Source organism: Bacillus clarus, assembly GCF_000746925.1.
GTDB classification, from domain to species: domain Bacteria; phylum Bacillota; class Bacilli; order Bacillales; family Bacillaceae_G; genus Bacillus_A; species Bacillus_A clarus.
The window spans coordinates 1,947,398-1,972,932 of record NZ_JMQC01000008.1; the positions used below are offsets into that span (position 1 = coordinate 1,947,398).

Consider the following 25,535-nt stretch of genomic DNA (forward strand, 5'->3'; position numbering starts at 1 on the left):
GCTATGTCTCACCTACCTGAATGGACACTTGTCATTCTCCGTTCTGTATTTATATTAATAATGTTATTCGCTATCACAAAATGGTTAGGAAAAAGACAAATTTCTCAACTTTCCTTTTTTGAATATATAGCGGGGATGACAATTGGTGATATTGCTGCTCAAGTATCTACAGGGCTAGATCAAAAGTTTTTCCATGGTGTCTTTGCGATACTTATTTTCGCTGCAGTACCTTTTTTCACAGGTATTCTTTCCTTAAAGAACAAAACAGCTAGAGATTTTTTTGAAGGGAAGTCCACCGTTTTAATAAAGGACGGTAAAGTACTTGAAGATAATTTAAAAAAAGAAAAATATACAAGCGACGAATTACTCGAGCTTCTCAGAGGAAAAAGTGCATTCAACATAGCTGATGTGGAATTTGCTGTATTAGAACCGAGCGGGGAGTTAAATGTATTATTGAAGAAAGATCGCCAGCCGCTTACAGCGAAGGATATAGGGTTAAAAGTACCAAATGAAAAAGAAACACATACAGTCATTATGGACGGTAATGTACTAGACGAACCACTTTCAGCGAGTGGACATAACCGTGCTTGGTTGCACTCTGAATTAGAAAAACTTGGTGTTGTCATTGAAAATGTCTTTCTCGGTCAAGTTGATTCATACGGACAACTTACCATTGACATCTATAATGATAAACTCCAAATGCCTTCCCCACAAAATAAACCTTTATTATTAGCATCCTTAAAAAAATGCAATGCGGATCTTGAATTATTCTCTTTAGAAACGAAATCAAAAGCAGCTAGTGAAATGTATAGTAAAAATGCAAAACAAATCGAAAACATTTTAAATAAAGTATCTTATCTTTTAAAAGAATAGGAACCGAGAGAACGCTTCTATATAAAAGGCGTTCTTTTGTTTTCCTCCCGCCCCCATCACGTTTAAATTTATGTAATTCGGTTATGATGTTGAAGATACATAAGCAGGGAATTTTAAAAATATAGCGAATAAATCATGATACAACTACGTATTTTTTTGATTTAAAGTGGTTTTGTTTGACCTTTATTGACCATAATTGTATTATAAGACTAAGAAAGCTTTCAAAGGAGGAAATAACAGATGAATTTAATTCCTACAGTAATTGAACAAACAAATCGTGGAGAACGCGCTTACGATATTTACTCTCGACTATTAAAAGACCGCATCATTATGCTTGGTAGCGCAATTGATGACAACGTAGCAAACTCAATCGTTTCCCAGCTTTTATTCTTAGAATCTCAGGATCCAGAAAAAGATATTCACATTTACATCAACAGCCCTGGTGGTTCTATTACAGCGGGTATGGCAATTTACGATACAATGCAGTTTATTAAACCACAAGTATCAACAATTTGTATCGGTATGGCAGCATCTATGGGTGCATTCTTACTTGCAGCGGGGGAAAAAGGAAAACGTTTCGCACTTCCAAACAGTGAAGTTATGATTCACCAACCACTTGGTGGGGCACAAGGTCAAGCGACTGAAATCGAAATCGCTGCAAAACGTATCCTATTCTTACGTGAAAAACTAAACCAAATTCTTGCTGATCGCACAGGTCAACCACTAGAAGTTCTACAACGCGACACAGACCGCGACAACTTCATGACAGCAGAAAAAGCACTAGAATACGGCTTAATCGATAAAATTTTTACAAACCGTTAATTAATTTAAAGCGGAAGCGGCTCGTTCAGAATGTGAGGAGGATGGAGCTTCTGACAAAGAGGTGCTTTTTACCTCGGCGGAAGAAGCGAAGCCACCGAACATTCTAGCCGCTGAAGCTAGATATGCTTAAAAACGAAAGCGCCCTGTCAAACAGGGCGCTTTTTTATGTAGTAATTCGCATATTCGTTATACTCCGCCGAATATAACAAAAAAGCTATCGCACATTCGCGATAGCTTTTTACTGTACATATGCAGCTAACGCTTCTAGAGCTTCTTCTGCATCTGATCCCTCTGTTGTAATTGTTATCATGCTACCAGATCCAATTGCTAAGCTCATAATCCCCATTATGCTCTTTGCATTAACTGTCTTTCCATCTTTCTCGATGAAAATGTCAGAATGAAAACGATTTGCCTCTTGTACAAACAACGCAGCCGGACGTGCTTGTAAGCCGTTTTTTAATGAAACTTTAACCAATTTTTGAACCACAGCTCCATTTCCCCTTTAACCTCTTATTTTTTTGCTACTGTTTCCCCCGCGCGTAATTTCTCTGCAATTTCATCGATTTTACGCAAACGATGATTAATACCCGATTTACTAATTTTCCCCCCGGATACCATCTCACCTAACTCTTTCAACGTTACATCTTGATAGTTAATACGTAACTGCGCAATTTCTCTTAATTTATCTGGCAAAATATCAAGCCCAACCGTCTCATCAATGTAACGGATATTTTCAATTTGCCTTAGTGCTGCACCAATTGTTTTATTTAAATTGGCTGTTTCACAATTCACTAAGCGATTTACCGAATTACGCATGTCGCGAACAATGCGAATATCTTCAAATCTTAAAAGAGCATTATGTGCACCTATAATATTTAAAAACTCCGTAATTTTCTCCGCTTCTTTTAAATACGTGATGTACCCTTTTCTTCTTTCCAACGTCTTACTATTTAAATCAAATCCGTTCATCAGTTCACATATAGAATCATTATGTTCCTTGTATAACGAAAAGACCTCTAAATGATAAGATGATGTTTCTGGGTTATTTACTGAACCACCTGCTAAAAATGCACCTCTTAAATAAGATCGTTTACAGCATTTTTTCTGAATCAATTCCTGTGATATATTCCGAATAAATGAAAAGTCATCTCGGACAATATGGAGATCTGCTAATATTTCACGGGATTTTTCAACAAGCCGCACGATATATACATTATTTTTCTTCAGTCGCATTTTTTTACGAACAAGTAATTCCACCGTTACGTCATATCCTTTTTTCAAAAGCGTATAAATCCTTCTTGCAATTGCTGCATTCTCTGTTTGAATATCAATGGAAAGACGACGGTTTGAAAAAGAAAGTGACCCGTTCATTCGAAGCAATGCTGATAACTCTGCTTTCTCGCAGCATTCCTTCATTTCAAGCTTCGTCAGCTCTTTCTTTGTTTCCGATGCAAATGACACAGTCAACACCTCCTTATACGATATTTCGGAACAAAAACCTTGTCCTATATGAATGAGTAGCGTTATCTCATAAAGAGATAACGCATATTTATAACAGCGAATATAAAATAGAAGCGAGTCTTAATGTATCATGCCTTACAACTTGATCATCATACTTCGCTAATGCATCTTGAATTAAATCAATGTTATTTTCTACAAAACGGTCTTCATCGATTACGACAGGTCCAGACATTTCCTCTTCATACAACGTTCGTAATTCACAAGGAATATCATGATTATTCACAATCGCAGTATCAATAAACGGCATTCCAAGATGATCATGCAATGCCTGCACATGATCAAACGCCGTATAACCCATCGTTTCGCCCGCTTGCGTCATAACATTACATACATATACCTTCTTCGCCTTTGCAGCAAGAACAGCGTCCCCAATTTTTTTAACAACGAGATTCGGCAATATACTTGTGTACAGGCTTCCGGGACCAAAAACGAGTAAATCAGCTCGTTTAATTTCAGTCAACGTCTCATACAACGGTTCTACATCATCCGGAGTTAAAAAGACACGATTAATCTTCTTCCCAAAGTACGGGATCTTTGATTCACCTGTTACAATTCGCCCATCTTCAAGCTCCGCATGAAGCACAGCACTTTGATTTGCTGCTGGTAATACACGCCCTCTTACATTTAAAACCTTACTCGTTTCTGTAATAGCATGGAAAAAGTCTCCTGTAATCGAAGTCATACCTGCTAGCAGTAAATTCCCTAACGCATGACCCTTCAGTCCATCTCCAGATGTGAAACGGTGCTGAAATAAAGCTTCCACTAACGGCTCTACATCCGATAACGCAACTAGGACGTTACGAATATCGCCTGGGGGTGGAATTTCAAGCTCATCACGTAATCTACCTGAACTGCCACCATCGTCAGCTACTGTAACTACTGCTGTAATATCCACAGGATATTTCTTTAATCCTCGTAATAAAACAGATAGTCCAGTTCCTCCTCCCATGATGACAATTCTAGGTTTCCTCTCTTTTTTCATCCCTTAATGGCCCTTTCTCTTCTCCACATCACGATGAGATACATGAACACTATATTCTGGTTTCAAATGTTTCCCAAGGTATTCTGTAAGCGTAACAGAACGATGTTGTCCACCTGTACACCCAATTGCAATTACAAGCTGACTCTTACCTTCTCGTTTATAATGCGGAAGCATGAAAGTAATAAGATCCGTCAATTTTTCTAAAAACTTATGCGTTTCATTAAACTTGAGCACGTATGACGAAACTTCTTCATCAAGTCCTGTTAATGGCTTCATATGTGGAATATAGTATGGATTTGGTAAAAAACGAACGTCAAATACTAAATCTGCATCAATTGGAATGCCGTACTTAAATCCAAATGACATTACATTTACACGGAAGGCTTGCTCAGTTTCTGTTGAAAACAGATGAACAATTTTTTCACGTAGTTCTTTCGGTTTTAAATCAGACGTATCGAGCACAATATTTGCTCTCGCCTTCATATCTGTTAATAAATTACGCTCTGCTTCAATCCCTTTTAACGGCAAACCAGTTGGTGCAAGTGGATGCGAACGTCTCGTTTCTTTGTAACGAGTTACGAGCGTACTATCTTTTGCATCTAAAAATAAAATATGAGGAATGATCCACGTACGTTCTGATAAATCATCAAGAGCTCCCCATAAATGTTCGAAAAACTCTCGGCCACGTAAATCAATGCCAAGTGCTACCTTATTCATTTTCCCTTTTGAATCTGCCATAAGTTCAATAAACTTTGGCAATAACATCGGGGGTAAATTGTCTACACAGAAATAACCTAAATCTTCAAAACTTTGTAAAGCTACCGTTTTTCCTGCTCCAGACATTCCTGTAATAATTACCATTTTAATATCATTATTCTCTGTCATCGTATCCCCTCCTTGAAGGTTTAGCTTGGATCCAATCGATATGAAAGTAACTCAAAATCTGGTGTATATACAAATGTACCGTAGATTATACCATTTCCTTTAATTAAATAATCAATAATATGATAATCTCCCGGCGCCATTGCTAAATCATCAATTTTATCAAATGTATGCCAACCAATGATGCCTTCTTCGCTTTCTAACTTGTTTTCTCCTGCAAAATCTGTCGCTAAAAAGGAGAACATCATCCATTCAGAAACAACTTTATCACCTTCTTGGATGACAAAGGTGAAGACCCCCTTTAATGCCGGGTTCTTTAAATAAATACCTGTTTCTTCACGATATTCGCGAACAACTGAATCTCTTACCGTCTCACCACGTTCCATTTTCCCACCTGGTGCAACCCACCAATTTCGGCGAGGCTTTTGAAGTAAGAGTACTTCATTATCTCTAATTAACACACAGTTTGTTACTCTTTGCATGTTTCTTCACCTCAGCTACTTGCAGCGAATTTCTTCACTACATACTTATTTCATTATACTATCAAAAACCGTTTGTCACAACGAAGGAGCTAGCCCTTCACATTAGCCGTCTCCTATTTTACAAACAAGCTACCTCCCACTCAATCATTGTAAAAAAGCCTACTACAACAAGCAATTTAACTGCCTAATTTGCTAATAAAAAATCCCCTTAACAGATTTTATCGTTAAGAGGATTAAACTAGACGGAGTTTCCTATTTTTTACCGAAGTAAGATACAATCGCAAATCCTAAAATAAACGTAATAATTGAGCTTACGATTGAAATTCCACTAGCCGGAATACCAGGAAATACAACTGCAATCGAACCGATAACAAGTCCAATAATTGCAGCAAATGTCATGCTTTTATAATGATCTAATAAATAACTAATTCCTTTACTACTTACAACGAACCCAACGATAACTCCTGCACCAATAACTGCAATTAAAGGTAGATTCAATGTAGTTAAAGCATGAATCGCTGTTGGGTATACACCGATAATTAATAAAATAAACGATCCACTAATTCCTGGAAGAAGCATAGCCATACTAGCCATCCAACCTGCAAAAAATAGACCTATTGTATTTAAAATTGTTAACGTCGTAATTGGATCTGCCGCTTTATCTGGCTTAAAGAAAGCTGTGACTGCTACAAGAAGCGCCGCAACTACTAGTAAAACGACATGACTTCCTTTAAATGTTTCTTTCGCATCCGCTTCTCTCATTAACATCGGTAAAATGCTAATAATTAAACCGAGAAAGAAAAACTGAGTTGGCTCATTATGATTTGCCAATAAATATTTAATAACATGACTTAACGTTAAAAACGCTGCTGCTACACCAGCAGCAAGTGGGATTAAAAATGCTAAATGCTTTTTCCATTCACGACTAAAGAATCCACTAATTGCCGCAAGTAATTGTTCATAAATCCCTAACACAACAGCGATTGTTCCGCCGCTCACACCAGGAATCAAATCACTAACACCCATACAAAATCCACGATATATATTACGCCATTCCATACTGAATAAACTCCTCATTTCTTATAGTGATTTTTCCGTAAAGTCCAGTATATCAATAAGAAAGCTTATAATATGAAATTTTTTTGACGAATTTTTGACATTTTAAACAAAAAAAGAAAGCCGCCATACAGGTAGCTTTCTTCTCTACAGGAATTACATTCCTTATTTTTCTGTTACAGTTTTTAATCCCTCTAACAATTCTTCCACATAATGCTGTGCACTTTGTGCTGCGATACTACCATCGCCAGTTGCAGTGACGATTTGACGAAGCATTTTTTCGCGAACATCTCCAGCTGCAAAAATACCAGGAACTTTCGTTTCCATACGTTCGTTCGTTTCAATGTAGCCATTTTCGTTCGTGATTCCAAGTTCTGCAAATGGTTTTGATAATGGTAACATACCGATATAAATGAAGACACCATCTGTTTTGAATTCTTGTTCTTCACCGCTGTTTACATCTACAAGTGTTACGCTACCCACTTTACCGCTCTCTTCATTAATTTCTTTTATAGTGTGATTCCAAATAAAGTCCACCTTCTCATTTTGGAAAGCACGATCTTGTAAAATTTTCTGTGCACGAAGAGCATCACGACGGTGAACGATTGTTACTTTTGATGCGAAGCGTGTTAAATATACACCCTCTTCAACAGCAGAGTCTCCGCCGCCAATAACAACAAGTTCTTTCCCTTTAAAGAATGCGCCGTCACATACTGCACAATATGATACACCGCGGCCACCAAGTTCTTTTTCACCTGGCACACCAACTTTTTTATACTCTGCACCACTTGCAACGATAATTGCGCGTGTTTTATATTCTTTTTTTCCAGCTACAATTGTTTTATACTCTTTACCGTCGATGATTTCTTTCACATCACCGTAAGCATATTCAGCACCAAATTTCTTCGCATGCTCGAACATTTTATTTGATAGATCTGGTCCTAAAATAGACTCATAACCTGGATAGTTTTCTACATCTTCTGTATTCGCCATTTGTCCGCCTGGAATACCACGCTCAAGCATAAGTGTGCTTAAATTCGCACGAGACGTATACACCGCAGCTGTCATCCCAGCTGGTCCTGCACCAATAATAATAACATCATAAATTTTTTCTTCTGACACACCATTCACTCCTATTCATTCCTACACAATTAAGTTACCCTCATTATACTGTTAGCATCATTTTTTTCCCAGTGATTTGCCTATGCGTGAGTACGCTTAACAGCCTGCACATATTTTCGCACAGTCGCCACTGATATATTATATATACTTCCAAGCTCCGCCTGTGTCATCTTATTTCTTTGTTCAACGCGTACAATATATTCAATTGCCGCAGACCAACCATACACATTTGTAAAGACCGTTCCACTTGTATATAAACGTATGAACGTGCAGAACCAAAAGTGTAAACACTCTTCGATTAATTCATCTTCTTTTTTCGTATAATTGTATAATGCATCTGCGATTCGAATACATTGTTCAAATGGCTGTAAATGAGCCGGGATACTCTTACGGCTATTAAGTAGAAAGAAATATTTCGCAAGTTGCGATACAATCGGAACACCATTTTTTGCTTGCGTTACATCAAAGAAAAAGCCAATTTTCTCCGGTGTTGATAATTCATTCATTAAATATAAAGCTAGCATTTGCTCTTCTAACGTTGCACCTTGTTGGAATGATTTTCGCAGCTCTTCAAACAAAAGGTTTTGCCCTTCATCCGCTAGATTTAGCGCATTCCACGGTTCTTTTCCTTTTTTATCAGGGTGTAATTCTACAACATGTTGCCACATCTTTTCGGCTGTATGTTGGTCTTTTATCATATAAGCAGAGTATGCAAACCAATAATAGAAACTAACGTCTCCTTCATATCCTTGACGTTTTAATACTCTCAACCATTTGTATGCATTCTCAAAATGACCAATTGTCGCAAACGTCGTTCCAAGTTTTAGACGATGTTCAAACGAAATTGGATATACTGATTCTAATTGTCCAGCTAAAGATTCCACTTGCTTATGTTCTCCAATTGAATATAGAAAAATAAGCGTATTACAAAGCGCATGTATATTACCAGGATTTCTCTCTAAAATCATCTCTGTTAACTTAAGCGCTTGATCTACATTACCTGATTGAAAATGTGCAATCGCTAGATTATTATGCCCCGACCAGAACTCTGGATAATCTCTCGTAACAACTTCAAGTGTAGCAATCGCCTCTTCTAATTGGCCGTTGCGAATATAACGATTTGCCTCTTCCTGCATAACGATTAACTCATCTTCATCCTCAATCTCTTCCGTACCTATCGCTTCTTCTTCCATGATCTCAAGCAACTCTAAAGTATCCTCTATAAATTCTTTCTCTTTTGCAACTTCTAAATATTGCTCGGCATACTTCTTCGCTTGCTGAAACAAACCAAGATATGCATAGTTATTTGCAATAAAATAATAACATTGTTCAACATCTGGATGAGACCGAGTAAGCTTCAAGAAAATTTGATTTGACTCTTGATACTCCCCAACCTCAGATAATACCGTTGCTAATTGACATAAAATAAACGGCTCTTTCTCACTTTGTGCCGCTCTTCGAAAATATTTAATTGCATCTTGCAATTTATGACCTTGATAGGCTCTCATCCCTTTTTTATAAAAGAAATCCGCTAATTGATTAAAAGAGATAACTTGTCCGTTCTCCTTATATATTCTTTGATTTTTCCCCATATATCCTCCAGTTTTTTGTTTTCTTCGCTCATATATTTTTTCTATCTATAAGTATAAACGATTCCGTAAAAAACAAAACAGTATATTATAATCAATTATTTCCTTTTTATTCATAAAAAGAGAAAGGAAATGTTACATTTTTAACATCGGCCTTCTCGTGTCGCCATTTCTTCTTTCGTATAAATAACACGCATCGGATTTCCACCTACGAAAGCACCGCCCGGCACATCTCGATGAACGAGTGTACCAGCTGCAACGATGGCACCATCTCCAATTTGTACGCCTGGTAATATCGTCGTGTTCGCTCCAATCATCACTTCACTTCCAATCGTAATCTCTCCGAGGCGATATTCATGAATCAAATATTCGTGTGCTAAAAGCGTCGTGTTATAACCAATAATTGAATTCGTCCCTACTGTAATCTTTTCTGGAAACATAATATCTGGCATTACCATAAGCGCAAATGATGTCTTCTCTCCTACTTTCATCCGTAAGAATGTACGATACAGCCAATTTTTCACGGATAAAAAAGGTACATAACGCGCCACTTGAATGATAATAAAATTTTTCATTACCTTCCAAAAAGAAACTGTTTTATACACATTCCATAATGAATTTTCTCCTGAAACAGGGTAGCGCGTTGTCCGTCGCACTTTAACTCTCTCCCTTTACTTTCTACTCAGATAAAATAGATAGCAAATCACTCATTTTATCTAGTACATAATCTGGCTTATAAGACTCTAAATATGCTCTACCTTTAATCGTCCATGCAACTGCTGCCGTTTTCGTTCCTGCATTTTGTCCGCCAACTATATCGTGATGATTATCACCAACCATCAATGTTTCTTCTGGCTGTGCATCTAATAATTTCAATGCTTTTTGGAGCGGTTCTGGATGTGGTTTTACATGCTCTACATCGTCAATTGTGACAACAACATCAAAGAATTCATTTAACTTCGAAAGATTTAGTCCCATTTCAACAGTCTGTCGTGCCTTCGTTGTCACAATACCGATTTTATAACCTTGTTTCTTTAATTCTTGTACTGTTTCATATACAGTTTCATATTCTTCCACTAACTCATCGTGATGGTCATGGTTAAATTTACGGTAACATGTAATCATCTCTTCGACCTTACTTGTATCAATCTTGCTAAATGTTTCGTGCAAAGATGGACCGATAAATGGCAATACATCTTCACGCTTATATTGATTAGGATAATAATGATTTAACGTGTGTAAAAAAGAAGAAATAATAAGTTCATTTGTATTAATTAACGTTCCATCTAAATCAAATAACACTGTATTTATTTTCATCACCCTTAATCCTTTCGTTGCCTGAATATGAAAGAAGCAGCATCTTATGTAAGATGCTACTTTTCTCTAGTTTTCTAAATATCTTTTATCAGCTTGTCCCATTTTTCGTCTCACAATAATGAAAATGATAGAAATAACAACAATCCCGATGGACATCACTTGTGCAATACGAAGCGGTCCTAACATTAAACTATCTGTACGTAGACCTTCTACGAAGAAGCGTCCAACTGAATACCAAATTAAATACGTAAAGAATAACTCACCACGGCGTAAATTCACTTTTCGTAGTAATAATAGTAAAATCACGCCTGCAAAATTCCATAATGATTCATATAAGAACGTTGGGTGATAATATACACCATCAATATACATTTGATTAATAATAAACTGTGGTAAATGCAGTCCTTCTAAAAACTGTCTCGTTACTTCACCGCCATGAGCCTCTTGGTTCATAAAGTTTCCCCAACGGCCAATTGCTTGTCCAAGTAAAATACTTGGTGCTACAATATCCGCTAACTTCCAGAAGGAAAGTCCGCGTCTTTTTGCAAAGATAATTCCTGTAATAACAGCTCCGATTAAACCACCATGAATCGCCAAACCACCTTGACGAATATTAATAATTTGACTCGGATTTTGCATATAATATTCCCATTCAAAGATTACGTAATACATTCTCGCGCAAAGAATAGCAAGTGGTACCGCAATTAAAACAAGATCGACGAATGTATCTTTTGGAATACCTAATCGTTCTCCTTCACGAGTCGCAAGCCAAAGACCTAATAACACACCTGTACCGATAATAACCCCATACCAATAAACAGGGAATGGCCCAAGCTGAATTGCTACACGGTCAAGCTGTGGTACAGAACCTAACAGCATATATATGACCTCCCTCTCCCAAATTACTCCTGATTTCCTAGTTCAATCGCACTCATTAATCGTTCAGAAAACTGTTGTGCTGCATTGACTCCCATACGTTTTAATCTGAAATTCATCGCCGCTACTTCAATAATAACAGCTAAATTTCGACCAGGACGAACCGGAAGTGTAATCTTCGTAAGTTCTGTATCGATAATTTTCATCTTCTCTTCATCAAGACCTAGACGATCATAGTTTTTCTTTTGATCCCAAATCTCAAGATTAATAACAAGTGTAATACGCTTATAATTTCGCACGGCACCTGCACCAAATAACGTCATAACATTAATGATACCTAAACCACGAATTTCTAATAAATGCTCAATTAAATCTGGCGAGCTTCCTACTAATGTATCTTCATCTTCTTGACGAATTTCTACGCTATCATCCGCAACTAAACGGTGACCACGCTTTACAAGCTCTAGAGCCGTCTCACTTTTCCCGACACCACTTTGGCCTGTAATTAAAACACCAACACCGTAAATATCTACTAATACACCATGAACAGCAGTTGTTGGTGCTAACTTACCTTCTAAATAGTTTGTTAAACGACTTGATAATCTCGTCGTTGTTTGAGCAGAACGTAATAAAGGTACACCTGATTCACGTGACGCTTGTAATAACTCCTCAGGCACATCTTGATTACGAGTTACGATAATACAAGGGGTCTCTTCTGTACAAAGAGCTTTCATTCTTTCTTGCTTCTGCTCAGTTGTTAACGTATCAAAAAAAGTAAGCTCTGTTTTTCCAAGAAGCTGTACGCGATCGGCTGGATAATATGTAAAAAATCCTGCCATTTCAATTCCAGGGCGTGATAAATCACTTGTATCAATTGGACGATGAATTCCTTCCTCACCACTTACTAGTTCCAATTGAAATTGTTCAATTAAATCTTTTGTCCTTACTTTTGGCATATGTAAACCTCCACTCCGCTGCGGGTTCAATCTCATTTGATGTAAAATTCCATTCTAACCGATATTGTACCATTTTTTTCTGAAAACAAGAAATACGGTTTCTAATAAACAGAAAAAAACATTTCATGCGAATCATGAAATGTTTTCCCTTTTGTCACTTTTTATTTCTTCTCAGTTAATGGTTCTACAATTACCTTCTCAATTAACATGTTAAAAATTGAAATACAAATTGCCGCAACAATTGCAACACCGAATCCAGATATATTAAAAGCATCACCTAATAATGCATCCGTCATTTTTAACGTAATTGCATTAATAACGATTAAGAAGAAACCGAACGTTACAACTGTAATTGGTAACGTAATTAAAATTAAAAGTGGTTTTACAAACACGTTTAAAATTGCCAATATAATACTCGCAATAATTGCTGTTTGTATATTCGCTATGTAAAATGCGTCTGGTGCAATCCCCTTTAATAGACCGGATACAGCAATTAGTACAACGCTATTCACAAGAAGAGATACAATCCATCTCATTTCCTTACACATCCTTTTAACATATATACTTAATCATACGCTAATGAATAATAAACGCCAAGTACTATACAAATTCTTATAACAGCTTATTCCATTCTTCGTACTTGTATACCTACTTACACGCTCACCAATTCTTCCTGCTGAAATAAGGTCCACACCATCCATTTTCATGCGTTTTCACATACGTCCAAGCGAATTCTTTATCTACAACGTATATATCCCCTTTAAGCATACCATCTGTTTCACACAACAAATCACTCACATGAAGTGAAGATGCATTTTCAAGGATAAGAACGTCATCACAATGCTGATAGAATATGTAGCAATTCTTTTTCACTTCATTATGAAATGCTCGCTCTGCTCTTTCATCTTGCAAACACTTCTTCTTTTCATAGCTAAACACATGCCATAAGTATCCAGATGCATACCTGCTCCCATGTAGATAAATTTCTTCTTTTTCCTTACGGCTTAAATGATTCGCAAAATGAAATTCCCACTGCTTTCTCAAATGTGCTCCCCATTTCGGAGTCTCTTTCATTTTTATCTTTTTCTTTTTAAGCACCTCTATTAACGTCATTTAGCTTCCCCTATAAAAGACGAGTGCAAGAAAAATGATGATTTCTTACACTCGTTTTACCATATAGCCTGACTCTCTACTAGTAGTTCTATTGTGTAACTTCTATTTCTTTTATTTTCTCTTTCATTCTTGCTTTATCACGATTTAAAATCTCTTTTAAATACTTACCTGTATACGAGCGCTCTTCTTTCACTACTTGCTCTGGCGTTCCTGAAGCGACGATTTGTCCACCTTTGTCGCCACCTTCAGGCCCTAGGTCAACGATATAATCAGCCGTTTTAATCACATCTAAATTGTGCTCAATAACAAGTACCGTTTCTCCGCTTTCAACAAGTCTTTGCAACACTTCTAAAAGACGAGCAATATCATGAGCATGTAAACCTGTTGTCGGTTCATCTAAAATGTATAGCGTACGCCCTGTAGAACGACGATGTAATTCGGATGCTAATTTCACACGCTGTGCTTCACCACCTGATAATGTCGTAGCTGGCTGTCCTAATTTCATATAGCCAAGTCCTACATCTACAAGCGTTTGTAATTTACGTTTAATTTTCGGGATATTAGCAAAGAACTCTACCCCATCTTCAATCGTCATTGCCAATACTTCAGAAATATTTTTATCTTTATATTTCACTTCTAACGTCTCACGATTATAACGTTTACCATGACATACTTCACACGGAACATATACGTCTGGCAAGAAATGCATTTCGATTTTAATAATTCCATCACCACGACACGCCTCACAACGTCCACCTTTTACGTTAAAGCTAAAGCGGCCTTTTTGATATCCACGAACTTTCGCTTCATTCGTTTGAGCAAATACATCACGAATATCATCAAATACACCTGTATATGTCGCTGGATTTGAACGTGGTGTACGTCCGATTGGCGATTGATCAATATCAATAACTTTATCTAAATGCTCAAGACCTTTAATTTGTTTATAAGCACCTGGCTTACTTTTCGCTTTATACAGCTTTTGAGCCAATGATTTATATAGTACTTCATTAATCATCGTGCTTTTTCCAGAACCAGATACACCTGTTATCGCAACAAATGTACCGAGAGGAAATGACATTTTTGCATTTTTTAAGTTATTTTCCTTCGCACCGATAATCTCCACTTTACGTCCGTCACCTTTGCGTCTCTCAAGTGGTACCGGAATAAATTTCTTACCGCTTAAATATTGCCCTGTTAATGATTTATCATCATTCATCACTTCAGCTGGTGAACCTGCGGATATCACTTCTCCGCCATGAATACCTGCGCCAGGCCCAATATCAAGTAAATAGTCTGCTGCCATCATCGTATCTTCATCATGTTCAACGACAATTAATGTATTTCCTAAGTCGCGCATCTCTTGTAATGTTCTAATAAGACGATCGTTATCACGTTGATGTAAACCGATAGAAGGTTCATCAAGAATATATAGTACGCCAGTAAGACGAGAACCGATTTGCGTTGCTAAACGAATACGCTGCGCTTCACCGCCTGATAATGTACCAGCTGCACGGCTTAGCGTTAAATAATCTAGTCCTACATTAATTAAGAAGCCTACACGCTCATGAATTTCCCGTAAAATTAAATGAGCGATTTTTTGTTGTTTCTCAGTCAATTCAATATTTGAAAAGAAGTCATGTACCTCTTGAACAGAGTACCTCGTTACATCTGCAATCGTCTTATCACCAACAAAAACAGCTAAACTCTCTGGCTTCAAGCGTCCGCCTTTACATTTCGGACACGCTTGCTCCGCCATATACTTCTCCATCTGCTCACGAATATAATCAGAGCTCGTTTCACGATATCGTCGCTCAATATTTGGAATAACTCCCTCAAATAAAATCTCGTTTTCTTTCACTTGACCGAATTCATTCACATAACGAAAGTAAACTTTCTCTTCTCCACTTCCATATAGCACTTTATCAAACAAATCTTTCGGTATATCCTTCACTGGCATATCCATATCAACGCCATAATGATTACACACCGATTGTAATAGTTGCGGGTAATATTGTGAACTTGTCGGCTCCCAAGGTGCAATCGCATGTTCATTTAATGATAAATCCCAGTTCAGAATGACAAGCTCTAAATCTACTTCTAACTTCGAACCAAGTCCATCACAAGAAGGACATGCCCCAAATGGACTGTTGAAAGAGAACATACGCGGCTCTAATTCACCGATTGAAAAACCACAATGTGGACAAGCATGATGCTCACTAAACAAAAGCTCTTCTTCCCCCATTACATCGATTAATACACGACCTCCGCCAAGCTTTAATGCACTTTCAAGAGAATCCGCAAGACGGCTTGCAATCCCTTCTTTAATTACAATACGGTCTATTACGACTTCGATTGAATGCTTTTTATTTTTATCTAACGTAATCTCTTCTGACACATCCAGCATTTCTCCATCGACACGCACGCGAACATAACCTTGTTTCTTCATATCTTCTAATACTTTTACGTGTGCACCTTTTCGCCCTGATACGATAGGAGCTAACACTTGTAATTTCGTACGCTCTGGATATTCTAATACACGGTCTACCATCTGTTCTACTGTTTGTGATGTAATTTCAATCCCGTGATTTGGACAGATTGGTGTTCCAATTCGCGCAAATAATAAACGTAAATAATCATAAATCTCTGTCACTGTTCCAACTGTTGAACGAGGGTTACGGCTCGTCGTTTTTTGATCAATTGAGATCGCTGGAGACAATCCTTCAATCGTATCAACATCCGGCTTATCCATTTGTCCTAAAAACTGGCGCGCATACGCGGATAAAGATTCCACGTACCTGCGCTGCCCTTCTGCATAAATTGTATCAAATGCTAATGATGATTTTCCTGAACCAGACAAACCCGTCACGACAACAAGCTGATTTCTCGGAATGGTTACATCAATATTTTTTAAGTTATGTGCTCTAGCACCTTTTACAACAATAAAATCTTTGCTCACTACTTTCACCCTTCCGCTTTTAATTCTAGTAGTAAATCTCTTAGTTCAGCTGCACGCTCGAAGTCTAACGCTTTCGCTGCTTCTTTCATCTCCGCTTCCATCTTCGCGATGGTTTTCTCACGTTCTTGTTTCGTCATCTTCTTAGCAGGTGCTGCTTCATATGCTTCTGGCTCTTCAGCCGCTGTTGTCGCACGGATAACGTCACGTACTCCTTTTTGAATTGTTTTCGGCGTAATACCATGCTCTTCATTGTAAGCTTCTTGTATACTACGACGACGCTGCGTTTCTTCAATTGCAATTCCCATCGATCTCGTTATACGATCTGCGTACATAATAACGCGGCCGTTTTCATTACGTGCTGCACGACCAATTGTTTGAATTAATGAACGCTCTGAACGCAAGAATCCTTCCTTATCAGCATCTAAAATAGCTACAAGTGATACTTCTGGAATATCTAATCCTTCTCGTAATAAGTTAATACCGACAAGTACATCAAACTTACCAAGGCGAAGGTCACGGATAATTTCAATACGTTCTAACGTTTTCACTTCAGAATGAAGATAATTTACTTTAATTCCTACATCTTTTAAGTAATCTGTTAAATCCTCAGACATTTTCTTCGTTAAAGTCGTAATCAATACACGTTCATTTTTTGCAATACGATCTTGAATCTCTCCTAATAAATCGTCAATTTGCCCTTCAATTGGTCGTATATCAATTGGTGGATCTAAAAGCCCTGTTGGACGAATAATTTGTTCTATTACCTCCGGTGACTGCTCTAACTCGTACGGTCCTGGCGTTGCCGAAACGTAAATAACTTGATTCGTTTTCTCTTCAAACTCATCAAACGTGAGCGGTCTATTATCTAAAGCTGATGGCAGACGAAATCCATGATCCACAAGCACTTGCTTACGTGCTTGGTCCCCGTTATACATCGCTCTTACTTGCGGCACTGATACGTGCGACTCATCCATAACAATTAAGAAATCCTCTGGAAAATAGTCTAATAACGTATACGGCGTTGCACCCGCTGGACGAAGTGTTAAATGACGGGAATAGTTTTCAATACCTGAACAAAAGCCCATCTCGCGCATCATTTCTAAATCATAACGTGTACGTTGCTCTATACGTTGCGCTTCTAACAACTTACCATTATCATTTAATTCCTTTAAACGCTCTTCTAATTCTTTTTCGATATTTTCAATAGCTACCTTCATTTTTTCTTCACGTGTAACGAAGTGAGATGCTGGGAAGATTGCTACATGATCACGTTCTGCTAATACTTCACCTGTTAACGCATTTACTTCACGAATACGATCGATTTCATCACCGAAAAATTCAATTCGAATACAATGCTCGTCAAGTGATGCCGGGAAGATCTCAACTACATCTCCGCGCACACGGAATGTACCACGCTTGAAATCAATATCATTACGCCCATACTGTACATCAACAAGTTCACGAAGCAATTGATTGCGGTCCTTTTCCATACCAACTCGAAGTGAAACAACTAACTCGCGGTATTCTTCCGGAGAACCTAAACCGTAAATACAAGAAACACTTGCAACGATAATAACATCATCTCGTTCAAATAAAGAAGACGTTGCCGAGTGGCGTAATTTATCGATTTCATCATTAATCTGCGCATCTTTTTCAATAAACGTATCCGTTTGCGGCACATACGCTTCTGGCTGATAATAATCGTAATAACTAACAAAATATTCAACTGCATTATTCGGAAAAAAATCTTTCAGCTCACTATATAATTGTCCTGCTAACGTTTTATTATGAGCCATCACAAGTGTTGGCTTCTGCACTTCTTTAATGACATTTGAAATCGTAAATGTCTTACCCGTTCCTGTCGCTCCAAGCAACACTTGCTTTTTCTTCCCACTATTAATTCCTTCTACAAGCTTCTCTATAGCTACCGGCTGATCACCTTGCGGGGAATACGCTGAGATAATTTCAAATTGATGTTCCAAGTAAAATCCGACCTCCTCATAAAAATCTGTATTATTATTTTACCACGAATGCCCATAAAAAACCTAAAAAAACGAACAGATATTCGGTAAAATTTTCGACAATATATACATAAAAAAGGAAGGAGTAAAACACTTCCTTCCTCTATTTAACCTATTTTAATGACACATCTAACAAATCATATCCATTTCGTGCGTCCTCATTCATACAATCTATCAGCCTATACCTTATATCCACTTTACGAACTTCTTTGACTATTTTTTTACAAATATCAGAATGAACACCTTTATTATCACCAGCAAATTCATCTCGTCTATTATTTGAAATATGGCGTATCTCTTTTCCACTATGTTCTAGCGTTTGAAAAATCGGATCGCCTTCATGTGTATAATATACAATCCTTATTTTATCAACTTTTCCTTGTTCAACGTTCAAAACAAACTTTTCAAATTTGTATAGGTTAGAAATTTTTGTCCTTTTGTAATGACATCATTCTTCTCATCAACTGTACTGCTAGAGTGTGAACATGCTACTAAACTAAAGAAGAAAAGACATATGAAACTAGTTCTCTTTCCTATTGTCATCCTCTCCTATTCAAACTATTTGTATACGCGATAAAAGATTCTGCACTCACTTTAACCGAACCTTCTATCACGAAAAAACTACTCTCACTTTATGAAAGTAGTCTCTCTTTCCCCTTCTCCTTCTTCGGAAAAATTACATATGAAAATGAAATCGCCGTATCAACTAAAAATATAATCGCCCAAACTTGGCTCACGCGACTTGCCGCTTTATTTAAAACGATTCCTGACTCTAACCAATTTCCCCACTGTTCAAATGGAATAAGCCCGTACGTGAAGAAAAAGAAAATATGAACAACAACGAATAAAACGAGATGCAAAGCCCAGTTTTTTATTTCCTGCTTCGCATGCGCCATACCTGTCAATTCTATCTGTTCTTCAATAATGGGCATCGGTTCATTTCGCCATTTCGCAACTAGTTTTTGTACACGTATATCTAATTTCTTCAAATCCTTTTTTCCATAGAAAACTGCATATAATAAAATAATTACCGTGATGATTTGAAAGTTAGAAAACTTTCCTGTTTGATAATAATCAATTACCCCTAAAGTTAAAATAAACACTTCATTTAACAGCAACACAATCCCCATAATAAAGCTCGCTTTTTTCAAGCGAAATCCGTACCTTAGTAAAAAGAAACCAATAGCGGATAACCAAAATACAATCTCTGCACCGATTAAAAAATACCACCGATATTCTGCAAGTATACTCATTTACCCTTCTCCCTTTCATCATATATACGAAAAGCCTCATCCATATATACGAAAAGCTCTTCTTCAATTGGATACATACTCATTTTCTGTGAAGCTTCTTTTGACTTTCTTACTTCCCACAATTTATCTAAAAATGCTTCATCACCATTTGCCATCTCTAAACATTTCTCCATTAACCTACTTGTAGCCTCTTGCACCTCATCACTTGCTACTTCCTTGTCGTCCTTCATAAAGTTACGTAATTGTTTTAATAAATCTACCCACTCTAAAACATTTGGATCTTCTTCACTCATATTAGGCAAGTTACTTAGCAACTTTTGTTCTTCCTTTGAAAAAACTTCATTTTGAAATATTTCACGGATGCGAGGAGATTGTCTTGAAAGCTGAATCAATTCAAACATAACTTTCCAATCTAGTTCACCTTCCATATTTACCGAATACACTACAGCTTGTAAAATCCGTTCCATCCGATTGAATTTTTTCTGTTCTTCCTGTACAAATTTAAGCTGTTTTTCCAGTGATGACTTTAAATTTAACTCACCCATTATTAACATATTCATAATCTCTTTTAAGGAAAAACCCATTTCTTTCAAAAATAAAATCTGCTGTAAACGAATAACATCTCTCTCGCTATATAACCGATGTCCCCCATCCGTTTTCCCGCTTGGCTTTAATAAATCTATTTGATCATAATAACGTAATGTCCTTACCGTAACCCCTGTTTCCTTCGTAAGTTCTTGAATTGAAATCACTCCCATCACCTCTTCTTCTTGATTATAAAAGATGACGTAACGTAACTTTCAAGTATTTTGTAAAAAAATACAAAAAGCTGTTTACACCTTTTGTGTAAACAGCTTTTACGGAAATAACACCTTTTGTATCATACGCCCGCAAGACAAAACAATTACCCCAACAACAACACTCGTTGCCGTTTTATGATAGTGCGCTGAAATTAATAAATAATATGATAACCCTACAGCACCAACAATAATACATACACTTGGCACTGGATTATGAGAGAAATTTTGCATTCCCCATACAAACGCAAATATAACCGTAGCAACACATAATATTGGTAATCCCATTCCTCTTCCCCTTATATATATCTATTTTAAAATTTACTACCCTTTGTCGCTAATACACTCGCCGATGCCATACTAATTAACAGCCCTAAACGACTATATATAACAACTCCTGTTAACGATAGACTCCCTATAAACTTCATAACCTCTTGCTTATTCATACATTATCAATTTCTTTCTTATTTCTGAACTTCCATTTTGGCCAATAGTTCACACCGTAATATAGAAACTGCCCCGCAACAAATAGAATAAACGGTGTTCCAGCACTTCCATAAACGATTAAATTGTACAAACTCCATACAGCTAAACTAATTGCGAAAAATACCCCTAAATATTTAAACGCTTTATCTGATTGATATCTCTCATACTCATCTTGCATTTCCATTCCTCCCTATCGCTATGCTCGCTTTCCAGCCATCACTCCTATGATGAGACTACCAGCAAATACGAAACTACATACAATGAATATTTCTGACACAGGTATAACAGCTCTTCCTACGACTTTGATCGCACCAATGTAAACAATGAGGAGAAGGAATGCGAATATAAACGAAACATTTACATACTTTTTTATATTTTCATTTACTCGTTCATCTGTATCTGGAAGTTCTTCTTTTTTGTACTTACGCTTCTTGTAATACACATACAACGTTAAAAATGCAATTGCTAAAAAGTTACTAACTACGAGTGGTAAAATTGGTATAGACGGATCCATAATATGAACTAAAATGTCTCCTCCAAACAATCCAAAAATCGCACCGATATACAACTTTTTAGTATCGTTCACTTTCTATCCCCCTTACTCCAGCGTAAATATTTCCTCCACCTTCATCCCAAAATACTTCGCAATCTTTAACGATAGTTCCAAACTTGGATTGTAATGATGATTTTCAATCGCTACAATCGTCTGCCTTGTCACTCGCATCGCTTTTGCCATTTCAACTTGTGTAATGTGATTTTGCTTCCTTAATTCTTTAATTTTATTTTTTACACCCATAGGATCCACCTTCGAAAGTAAAGATATCTTTACTTTCATTATAAATATTTCCCAAAAACAAGTAAAGATATCTTTACAAAAAAAGGTGAAATTTTCGTAGCATGGAAATATATATTCAAGCACCTTTTATCGGAGGAAACGATTATGTTTGAAAATAATACAATTCAACGCATTTTTTTAGCATATGAACTTATGGGTGATGATAAAGATGAGTACTTTTACGAATTTTTATCCGCTTATATGAAAGAGCGCCCCCTCTCTAAACTAGAAAAAGAAACTTTGCCTCTCATTATACAAGTCGTGCGCCCATTTCGCTTTAGACGAACTCAAAAAGTAATCCGACTCGTGAAGAAAAAAGCGATTTACTGAAGCAGAAAGAGAATTATCTACTATGCTTGCTTTATTACAATACGCAAAAAAAGGAGGCCTCTAAAGGGAGGCCTCCTTTTTCGTTACTACATAAAACCTAATGCATATACGAGAACGTATCCAAGAATAGAAAGACAAACCGAGCCAATCAGCCCTGCTACGAATGCTTTGCTTCCTAGTTTCCGAAACGTTTTAAACTCTACATTTAAACCGAGCCCTGCCATCGCCATTGCGATAAGCATGTAAGCAATGACTACAATATCCCCTGCAACGAATTCTGGAATAGTCCCAATCGAATGTACCGCACTCATCGCTAAAAATCCGAAGATGAACCATGGAATCGGAAGATCACGCCATGAACTTTTCTCCGTGCGTCCCTCGCTTCTTCCAAACCATAATCCAATTAAAATCGCTACTGGCACAAGCATCGCTACTCGCGTTAACTTCACAATAACAGCTATATCTACAGCAGTGCTACCACCTGGCGCTGCCGCAGCGATGACATGGGCAATTTCATGCAGCGTCGCTCCCGAAAATACACCGTATCCGTACGGAGATAGGCCAAGTACCGGGTATAACAACGTATAAATAAGTGTAAATATCGTACCTAAAATGGCAATAATTGCGGCACCAACTGCCGTTTCGTCATCCTTGGCTTTCACTTGCGGTGCAATTGCTACGACCGCGGCAGCGCCGCAAATCGCCGTACCGCACGCTGTTAAAATTCCTAGTTTCTTCTCTACTTTAAAAACTTTTGTTAGTCCATATACAACGAAAATTGTAAATCCAATGACAACCGCAGCGATGACCAATACTTTCGGCCCCGCCTTCGCAATATCTACGAGATTTAAACGCATTCCGAGCAAAATAATTCCGAAGCGAAGCAGCTTCTTACTCGCAAAGTTTGTTCCCGCTATCGCTTCATGAGGGACTCCAATCGTTGCTCGCCAAATCATCCCGATCAGAATAGCAATCACTAATTGTCCCATAATATTTAAAAACGGAAGCTCCGCTAAATATTTCGCGGCAATGGCGATTAATAATGTAATCCCAATCCCTTGCGAAAATCCAAGACGCTTCTTCTTTTGTATAACAAGTGTTTGTTCCACTTTGTACCACTCCAATAATCGTATTGGAACATGCATGTTCTTTATAGTTACATTATAAGAGAGTTTTAATGATAAGTTTAATATCAATATTAAATCTCAATCATCAAAAAAACTTATGATAAAATAAAAGCAAAAATAAAGGAGCTCACCCGATGAACGTCGACATTTTAAAGATTTTTGTTACCGTTGTGGAACAAAAGCACTTCTCTCGCGCTGCGGAGCTATTAAATCTTTCACAACCTGGCGTTAGTATGCACATTCGCAACTTAGAAAATGAGTTTGGAACTACCCTTATTCAGCGCTCCCCAAAGCACGTTCAAGTTACGGAAGCCGGGAATATTTTATACATACATGCAAAGCAAATGCTCTCACTTTACGAGGAAGCGAAACAAGAAATTAACGAATTGCATAACGTCGTAACGGGAACGCTGCGTATCGGTGCTAGCTTTACAATCGGTGAATACTTGCTTCCCAAAATACTCGCGCGCTATGCTAATGAAAATCCGCACGTCGAAGTGCATACATTCATCTCCAATACAGAAGAGGTTTTGCAAAGCATTCGCTCCAATCAAATCGACATTGGCTTAGTAGAAGGGCAAGTTGTATATGCCGACATGGACGTGGAAACTTTTATGCAAGATGAAATGAAACTCGTCGTCCCGCCAAATCATCCATTGCTCCATATGCAGGAAATAAATGAAACTACTCTGCAAGATCAAGTATGGATTTTAAGAGAAAGCGGATCGGGAACACGTGCCTATAGCGACCGCTTTATACACCAACATCACTTAAAAATGAAGCGATTCTTTACGTTTAGTAGTATTCAAAGTGTGAAGGAAGCCGTCGCTGCCGGGCTTGGTATCGCTATACTTTCAGACTGGACTGTCAGAAAGGAACTATTAGCAAAAGAGATATTCCACGTCGAAGTGTCGAACGAAAAGCTACTCCGTCCGTTCTCTATCGTGCGCGGCAAATATTTCATCCCTTCTAAAGCGATTCAAGTCTTTTTAGATCATGTAGAGTCTTTTGCTAAAAAACAGAGTTGACCTTCACATTAGTGTGAAGGTTTAAAATACATGTAAAAGGAGTGAAATACAGTGCGAATTGGGGAGTTATCAAAAGCAACTAGGATTAGTGAACGTTCACTAAGACATTATGAAGAAAAGGGATTACTCCCTTCAAAACGCCTCGCAAATGGCTACCGTGATTTTGATGAAAGTGCCATCGAAAAAGTAGAACTTATTCAGATGTATTTACAGCTCGGCCTAAATTTAGAGGAAACTGCAAGAATGATTCGTTGCTTGGAAATCGAGCCGCATTTATATGAAAATCCGTGCAGCAGTATTCTTGCACTGTACGAAGACAAACTATGTGAAGTAACAATGCAAATTGCATTACTCTCTAACATTCAAACGAATTTACAAAAACACGTTTCACTCCTAAAACAAGCAAAAGAAAAGGAATGATTCTATGTTCGTTATACACGGCAGTTCAAGACAAAACGGAAATACTGAAGCTCTAACACATATGATGATTGATGGTGTGGAAACAGAACAAGTTTACTTGCGTGATCATACAGTCTATCCTATTACAGACCAACGTCATGATGCAGAAGGATTCCAACCTGTAAAAGACGATTACCAAAACTTAATAGGGCAAATGCTAGAACACGATACAATCATTTTTGCGACACCTCTATATTGGTACGGCATGAGTGGTCATATGAAAAACTTTGTTGATCGCTGGTCACAAAGTTTGCGCGATAAATCCCTTCATTTCAAAGAAAAAATGAAAGGCAAAAAGATGTACGTCGTCATCGTTGGCGGAGATAATCCGAAGCTAAAAGCATTACCTCTTATCGCACAATTCCAATACATTTTTGATTTTGTCGGTTCTTCATTTGAAGGCTATATTATCGGGGATGCGAACGGGTTAGACGAAATGAAACATGATGCAGAAGCACTGGCAAAAGCGCAACTGTACAATAACGAGTTCAAAAACAATAGCCGTACATGAGCTATATCGGCGACTTTTGAAATATATCGACGAGGCCTTCCGCATTTCCCAAGAAATATCGAGGGTTCGACAGGGAATATCGACCTACCGACAACATTCGATACAACGACAGCAACAATAACAATAACAATAACAATA

29 protein-coding genes and 1 pseudogene are annotated in these 25,535 nt (G+C 37.5%); 6 read left to right on the forward strand and 24 right to left on the reverse strand.

Annotated features, from left to right (window positions below; translation table 11 throughout):
- Positions 1–3: 3 nt before the first annotated feature.
- Together DJ93_RS11035 and clpP are read left to right on the forward strand one after the other, a co-directional pair.
- Positions 4–873 carry a DUF421 domain-containing protein gene (locus DJ93_RS11035; protein ID WP_042980836.1) on the forward strand — a complete coding sequence of 290 codons (870 nt, stop codon included), beginning with the start codon at positions 4–6 and terminating at the stop codon, positions 871–873.
- Between the two features lie 240 nt (positions 874–1,113).
- Positions 1,114–1,695 (forward strand): ATP-dependent Clp endopeptidase proteolytic subunit ClpP, encoded by a 582-nt coding sequence (clpP, locus tag DJ93_RS11040; protein ID WP_001049155.1) that lies wholly within the window; start codon positions 1,114–1,116, stop codon positions 1,693–1,695.
- A 238-nt stretch (positions 1,696–1,933) separates the two neighbouring features.
- Here clpP and DJ93_RS11045 read toward each other — a convergent pair whose 3' ends face one another.
- The 23 genes and pseudogenes from DJ93_RS11045 to DJ93_RS11155 form a co-directional block, all read right to left on the reverse strand.
- Entirely contained in the window at positions 1,934–2,182 is a 249-nt protein-coding gene (locus tag DJ93_RS11045) for an HPr family phosphocarrier protein (RefSeq protein ID WP_042980837.1), read from the reverse strand.
- Positions 2,183–2,205: 23 nt separating this feature from the next.
- The gene (gene whiA / locus DJ93_RS11050) at positions 2,206–3,156 is read right to left on the reverse strand and encodes a DNA-binding protein WhiA (RefSeq protein ID WP_042980839.1); all 951 of its coding nucleotides are present in this window, start codon (positions 3,154–3,156) and stop codon (positions 2,206–2,208) included.
- An 88-nt stretch (positions 3,157–3,244) separates the two neighbouring features.
- On the reverse strand, positions 3,245–4,198 hold the full coding sequence (locus tag DJ93_RS11055; protein ID WP_042980840.1) for a gluconeogenesis factor YvcK family protein: 954 nt from the start codon (positions 4,196–4,198) through the stop codon (positions 3,245–3,247).
- A gap of 3 nt (positions 4,199–4,201) precedes the next feature.
- Positions 4,202–5,083 carry an RNase adapter RapZ gene (gene rapZ / locus DJ93_RS11060; protein WP_000138459.1) on the reverse strand — a complete coding sequence of 294 codons (882 nt, stop codon included), beginning with the start codon at positions 5,081–5,083 and terminating at the stop codon, positions 4,202–4,204.
- A gap of 20 nt (positions 5,084–5,103) precedes the next feature.
- Positions 5,104–5,562, reverse strand: a complete 459-nt coding sequence (locus tag DJ93_RS11065) for an NUDIX hydrolase (RefSeq protein ID WP_001190080.1) — start codon at positions 5,560–5,562, stop codon at positions 5,104–5,106.
- A gap of 252 nt (positions 5,563–5,814) precedes the next feature.
- On the reverse strand, positions 5,815–6,621 hold the full coding sequence (locus DJ93_RS11070; protein WP_042980842.1) for a DUF368 domain-containing protein: 807 nt from the start codon (positions 6,619–6,621) through the stop codon (positions 5,815–5,817).
- Between the two features lie 162 nt (positions 6,622–6,783).
- Positions 6,784–7,740: a thioredoxin-disulfide reductase gene (gene trxB / locus DJ93_RS11075; protein ID WP_042980843.1), complete on the reverse strand. Its 957-nt coding sequence runs from the start codon at positions 7,738–7,740 to the stop codon at positions 6,784–6,786.
- Between the two features lie 80 nt (positions 7,741–7,820).
- On the reverse strand, positions 7,821–9,332 hold the full coding sequence (locus DJ93_RS11080) for a tetratricopeptide repeat protein (protein WP_042980844.1): 1,512 nt from the start codon (positions 9,330–9,332) through the stop codon (positions 7,821–7,823).
- Between the two features lie 140 nt (positions 9,333–9,472).
- Entirely contained in the window at positions 9,473–9,985 is a 513-nt protein-coding gene (locus tag DJ93_RS11085) for an acyltransferase (protein ID WP_042980846.1), read from the reverse strand.
- Between the two features lie 22 nt (positions 9,986–10,007).
- Positions 10,008–10,646 carry a pyrophosphatase PpaX gene (gene ppaX / locus DJ93_RS11090; RefSeq protein WP_042980847.1) on the reverse strand — a complete coding sequence of 213 codons (639 nt, stop codon included), beginning with the start codon at positions 10,644–10,646 and terminating at the stop codon, positions 10,008–10,010.
- Between the two features lie 66 nt (positions 10,647–10,712).
- Entirely contained in the window at positions 10,713–11,525 is an 813-nt protein-coding gene (gene lgt / locus DJ93_RS11095) for a prolipoprotein diacylglyceryl transferase (protein WP_042980848.1), read from the reverse strand.
- Between the two features lie 23 nt (positions 11,526–11,548).
- Positions 11,549–12,478 carry an HPr(Ser) kinase/phosphatase gene (gene hprK / locus DJ93_RS11100; RefSeq protein WP_042980851.1) on the reverse strand — a complete coding sequence of 310 codons (930 nt, stop codon included), beginning with the start codon at positions 12,476–12,478 and terminating at the stop codon, positions 11,549–11,551.
- Positions 12,479–12,639: 161 nt separating this feature from the next.
- Positions 12,640–13,014: a phage holin family protein gene (locus DJ93_RS11105; protein WP_042980852.1), complete on the reverse strand. Its 375-nt coding sequence runs from the start codon at positions 13,012–13,014 to the stop codon at positions 12,640–12,642.
- A 124-nt stretch (positions 13,015–13,138) separates the two neighbouring features.
- Positions 13,139–13,591, reverse strand: coding sequence for a DUF4275 family protein (locus tag DJ93_RS11110; protein ID WP_042980853.1), 453 nt, complete (start codon positions 13,589–13,591; stop codon positions 13,139–13,141).
- Positions 13,592–13,679: 88 nt separating this feature from the next.
- Positions 13,680–16,550 (reverse strand): excinuclease ABC subunit UvrA, encoded by a 2,871-nt coding sequence (gene uvrA, locus DJ93_RS11115; protein ID WP_042980855.1) that lies wholly within the window; start codon positions 16,548–16,550, stop codon positions 13,680–13,682.
- 5 nt (positions 16,551–16,555) lie between these two features.
- A complete protein-coding gene (gene uvrB, locus DJ93_RS11120; RefSeq protein WP_042980856.1) occupies positions 16,556–18,532 on the reverse strand; it encodes an excinuclease ABC subunit B in 1,977 nt (658 codons plus the stop codon).
- A gap of 151 nt (positions 18,533–18,683) precedes the next feature.
- Positions 18,684–19,114: pseudogene (locus DJ93_RS11125) on the reverse strand (DUF4362 domain-containing protein).
- A gap of 89 nt (positions 19,115–19,203) precedes the next feature.
- Entirely contained in the window at positions 19,204–19,824 is a 621-nt protein-coding gene (locus tag DJ93_RS11130) for a hypothetical protein (protein ID WP_042980859.1), read from the reverse strand.
- Positions 19,821–20,582: a MerR family transcriptional regulator gene (locus tag DJ93_RS11135; RefSeq protein WP_042980860.1), complete on the reverse strand. Its 762-nt coding sequence runs from the start codon at positions 20,580–20,582 to the stop codon at positions 19,821–19,823. The genes DJ93_RS11130 and DJ93_RS11135 overlap by 4 nt, the downstream gene beginning before the upstream one ends.
- A gap of 99 nt (positions 20,583–20,681) precedes the next feature.
- Positions 20,682–20,909, reverse strand: a complete 228-nt coding sequence (locus DJ93_RS11140; RefSeq protein WP_042980861.1) for a hypothetical protein — start codon at positions 20,907–20,909, stop codon at positions 20,682–20,684.
- Between the two features lie 154 nt (positions 20,910–21,063).
- Positions 21,064–21,285, reverse strand: coding sequence for a hypothetical protein (locus DJ93_RS11145; protein ID WP_042980863.1), 222 nt, complete (start codon positions 21,283–21,285; stop codon positions 21,064–21,066).
- 18 nt (positions 21,286–21,303) lie between these two features.
- A complete protein-coding gene (locus tag DJ93_RS11150; protein WP_042980866.1) occupies positions 21,304–21,693 on the reverse strand; it encodes a hypothetical protein in 390 nt (129 codons plus the stop codon).
- 12 nt (positions 21,694–21,705) lie between these two features.
- Positions 21,706–21,903, reverse strand: coding sequence for a helix-turn-helix transcriptional regulator (locus DJ93_RS11155; RefSeq protein ID WP_042980867.1), 198 nt, complete (start codon positions 21,901–21,903; stop codon positions 21,706–21,708).
- 144 nt (positions 21,904–22,047) lie between these two features.
- Between DJ93_RS11155 and DJ93_RS11160 the strand changes: the two genes are divergently transcribed.
- Positions 22,048–22,272: a hypothetical protein gene (locus DJ93_RS11160; protein WP_241484279.1), complete on the forward strand. Its 225-nt coding sequence runs from the start codon at positions 22,048–22,050 to the stop codon at positions 22,270–22,272.
- Between the two features lie 86 nt (positions 22,273–22,358).
- On the opposite strand, the gene DJ93_RS11165 is transcribed toward DJ93_RS11160, so the two are convergent.
- Positions 22,359–23,381 carry a YeiH family protein gene (locus DJ93_RS11165; protein ID WP_042980869.1) on the reverse strand — a complete coding sequence of 341 codons (1,023 nt, stop codon included), beginning with the start codon at positions 23,379–23,381 and terminating at the stop codon, positions 22,359–22,361.
- A gap of 152 nt (positions 23,382–23,533) precedes the next feature.
- Between DJ93_RS11165 and DJ93_RS11170 the strand changes: the two genes are divergently transcribed.
- Genes DJ93_RS11170 through DJ93_RS11180 form a run of 3 tightly spaced genes read left to right on the forward strand, consistent with a single transcriptional unit; the run spans position 23,534 to position 25,397 of the window.
- Positions 23,534–24,427, forward strand: a complete 894-nt coding sequence (locus DJ93_RS11170; protein WP_042980870.1) for a LysR family transcriptional regulator — start codon at positions 23,534–23,536, stop codon at positions 24,425–24,427.
- Positions 24,428–24,478: 51 nt separating this feature from the next.
- Entirely contained in the window at positions 24,479–24,847 is a 369-nt protein-coding gene (locus DJ93_RS11175) for a MerR family transcriptional regulator (protein ID WP_042980871.1), read from the forward strand.
- A gap of 4 nt (positions 24,848–24,851) precedes the next feature.
- Positions 24,852–25,397 carry a flavodoxin family protein gene (locus DJ93_RS11180; RefSeq protein WP_042980872.1) on the forward strand — a complete coding sequence of 182 codons (546 nt, stop codon included), beginning with the start codon at positions 24,852–24,854 and terminating at the stop codon, positions 25,395–25,397.
- The last annotated feature ends 138 nt before the right edge of the window (positions 25,398–25,535 follow it).

What these genes read in the sequence shown, in the direction of transcription:
- DJ93_RS11035 (WP_042980836.1), top strand. Translation starts at nt 4, where the DNA reads ATGTCTCACCTACCTGAATGGACACTTGTCATTCTCCGTTCTGTATTT.
- clpP (WP_001049155.1), top strand. Translation starts at nt 1,114, where the DNA reads ATGAATTTAATTCCTACAGTAATTGAACAAACAAATCGTGGAGAACGC.
- DJ93_RS11055 (WP_042980840.1), bottom strand. Translation starts at nt 4,198, where the DNA reads ATGAAAAAAGAGAGGAAACCTAGAATTGTCATCATGGGAGGAGGAACT.
- rapZ (WP_000138459.1), bottom strand. Translation starts at nt 5,083, where the DNA reads ATGACAGAGAATAATGATATTAAAATGGTAATTATTACAGGAATGTCT.
- DJ93_RS11065 (WP_001190080.1), bottom strand. Translation starts at nt 5,562, where the DNA reads ATGCAAAGAGTAACAAACTGTGTGTTAATTAGAGATAATGAAGTACTC.
- DJ93_RS11070 (WP_042980842.1), bottom strand. Translation starts at nt 6,621, where the DNA reads ATGGAATGGCGTAATATATATCGTGGATTTTGTATGGGTGTTAGTGAT.
- DJ93_RS11080 (WP_042980844.1), bottom strand. Translation starts at nt 9,332, where the DNA reads ATGGGGAAAAATCAAAGAATATATAAGGAGAACGGACAAGTTATCTCT.
- ppaX (WP_042980847.1), bottom strand. Translation starts at nt 10,646, where the DNA reads ATGAAAATAAATACAGTGTTATTTGATTTAGATGGAACGTTAATTAAT.
- lgt (WP_042980848.1), bottom strand. Translation starts at nt 11,525, where the DNA reads ATGCTGTTAGGTTCTGTACCACAGCTTGACCGTGTAGCAATTCAGCTT.
- hprK (WP_042980851.1), bottom strand. Translation starts at nt 12,478, where the DNA reads ATGCCAAAAGTAAGGACAAAAGATTTAATTGAACAATTTCAATTGGAA.
- DJ93_RS11105 (WP_042980852.1), bottom strand. Translation starts at nt 13,014, where the DNA reads ATGAGATGGATTGTATCTCTTCTTGTGAATAGCGTTGTACTAATTGCT.
- DJ93_RS11110 (WP_042980853.1), bottom strand. Translation starts at nt 13,591, where the DNA reads ATGACGTTAATAGAGGTGCTTAAAAAGAAAAAGATAAAAATGAAAGAG.
- DJ93_RS11130 (WP_042980859.1), bottom strand. Translation starts at nt 19,824, where the DNA reads ATGAGTATACTTGCAGAATATCGGTGGTATTTTTTAATCGGTGCAGAG.
- DJ93_RS11135 (WP_042980860.1), bottom strand. Translation starts at nt 20,582, where the DNA reads ATGGGAGTGATTTCAATTCAAGAACTTACGAAGGAAACAGGGGTTACG.
- DJ93_RS11140 (WP_042980861.1), bottom strand. Translation starts at nt 20,909, where the DNA reads ATGGGATTACCAATATTATGTGTTGCTACGGTTATATTTGCGTTTGTA.
- DJ93_RS11145 (WP_042980863.1), bottom strand. Translation starts at nt 21,285, where the DNA reads ATGCAAGATGAGTATGAGAGATATCAATCAGATAAAGCGTTTAAATAT.
- DJ93_RS11155 (WP_042980867.1), bottom strand. Translation starts at nt 21,903, where the DNA reads ATGGGTGTAAAAAATAAAATTAAAGAATTAAGGAAGCAAAATCACATT.
- DJ93_RS11160 (WP_241484279.1), top strand. Translation starts at nt 22,048, where the DNA reads ATGTTTGAAAATAATACAATTCAACGCATTTTTTTAGCATATGAACTT.
- DJ93_RS11170 (WP_042980870.1), top strand. Translation starts at nt 23,534, where the DNA reads ATGAACGTCGACATTTTAAAGATTTTTGTTACCGTTGTGGAACAAAAG.
- DJ93_RS11180 (WP_042980872.1), top strand. Translation starts at nt 24,852, where the DNA reads ATGTTCGTTATACACGGCAGTTCAAGACAAAACGGAAATACTGAAGCT.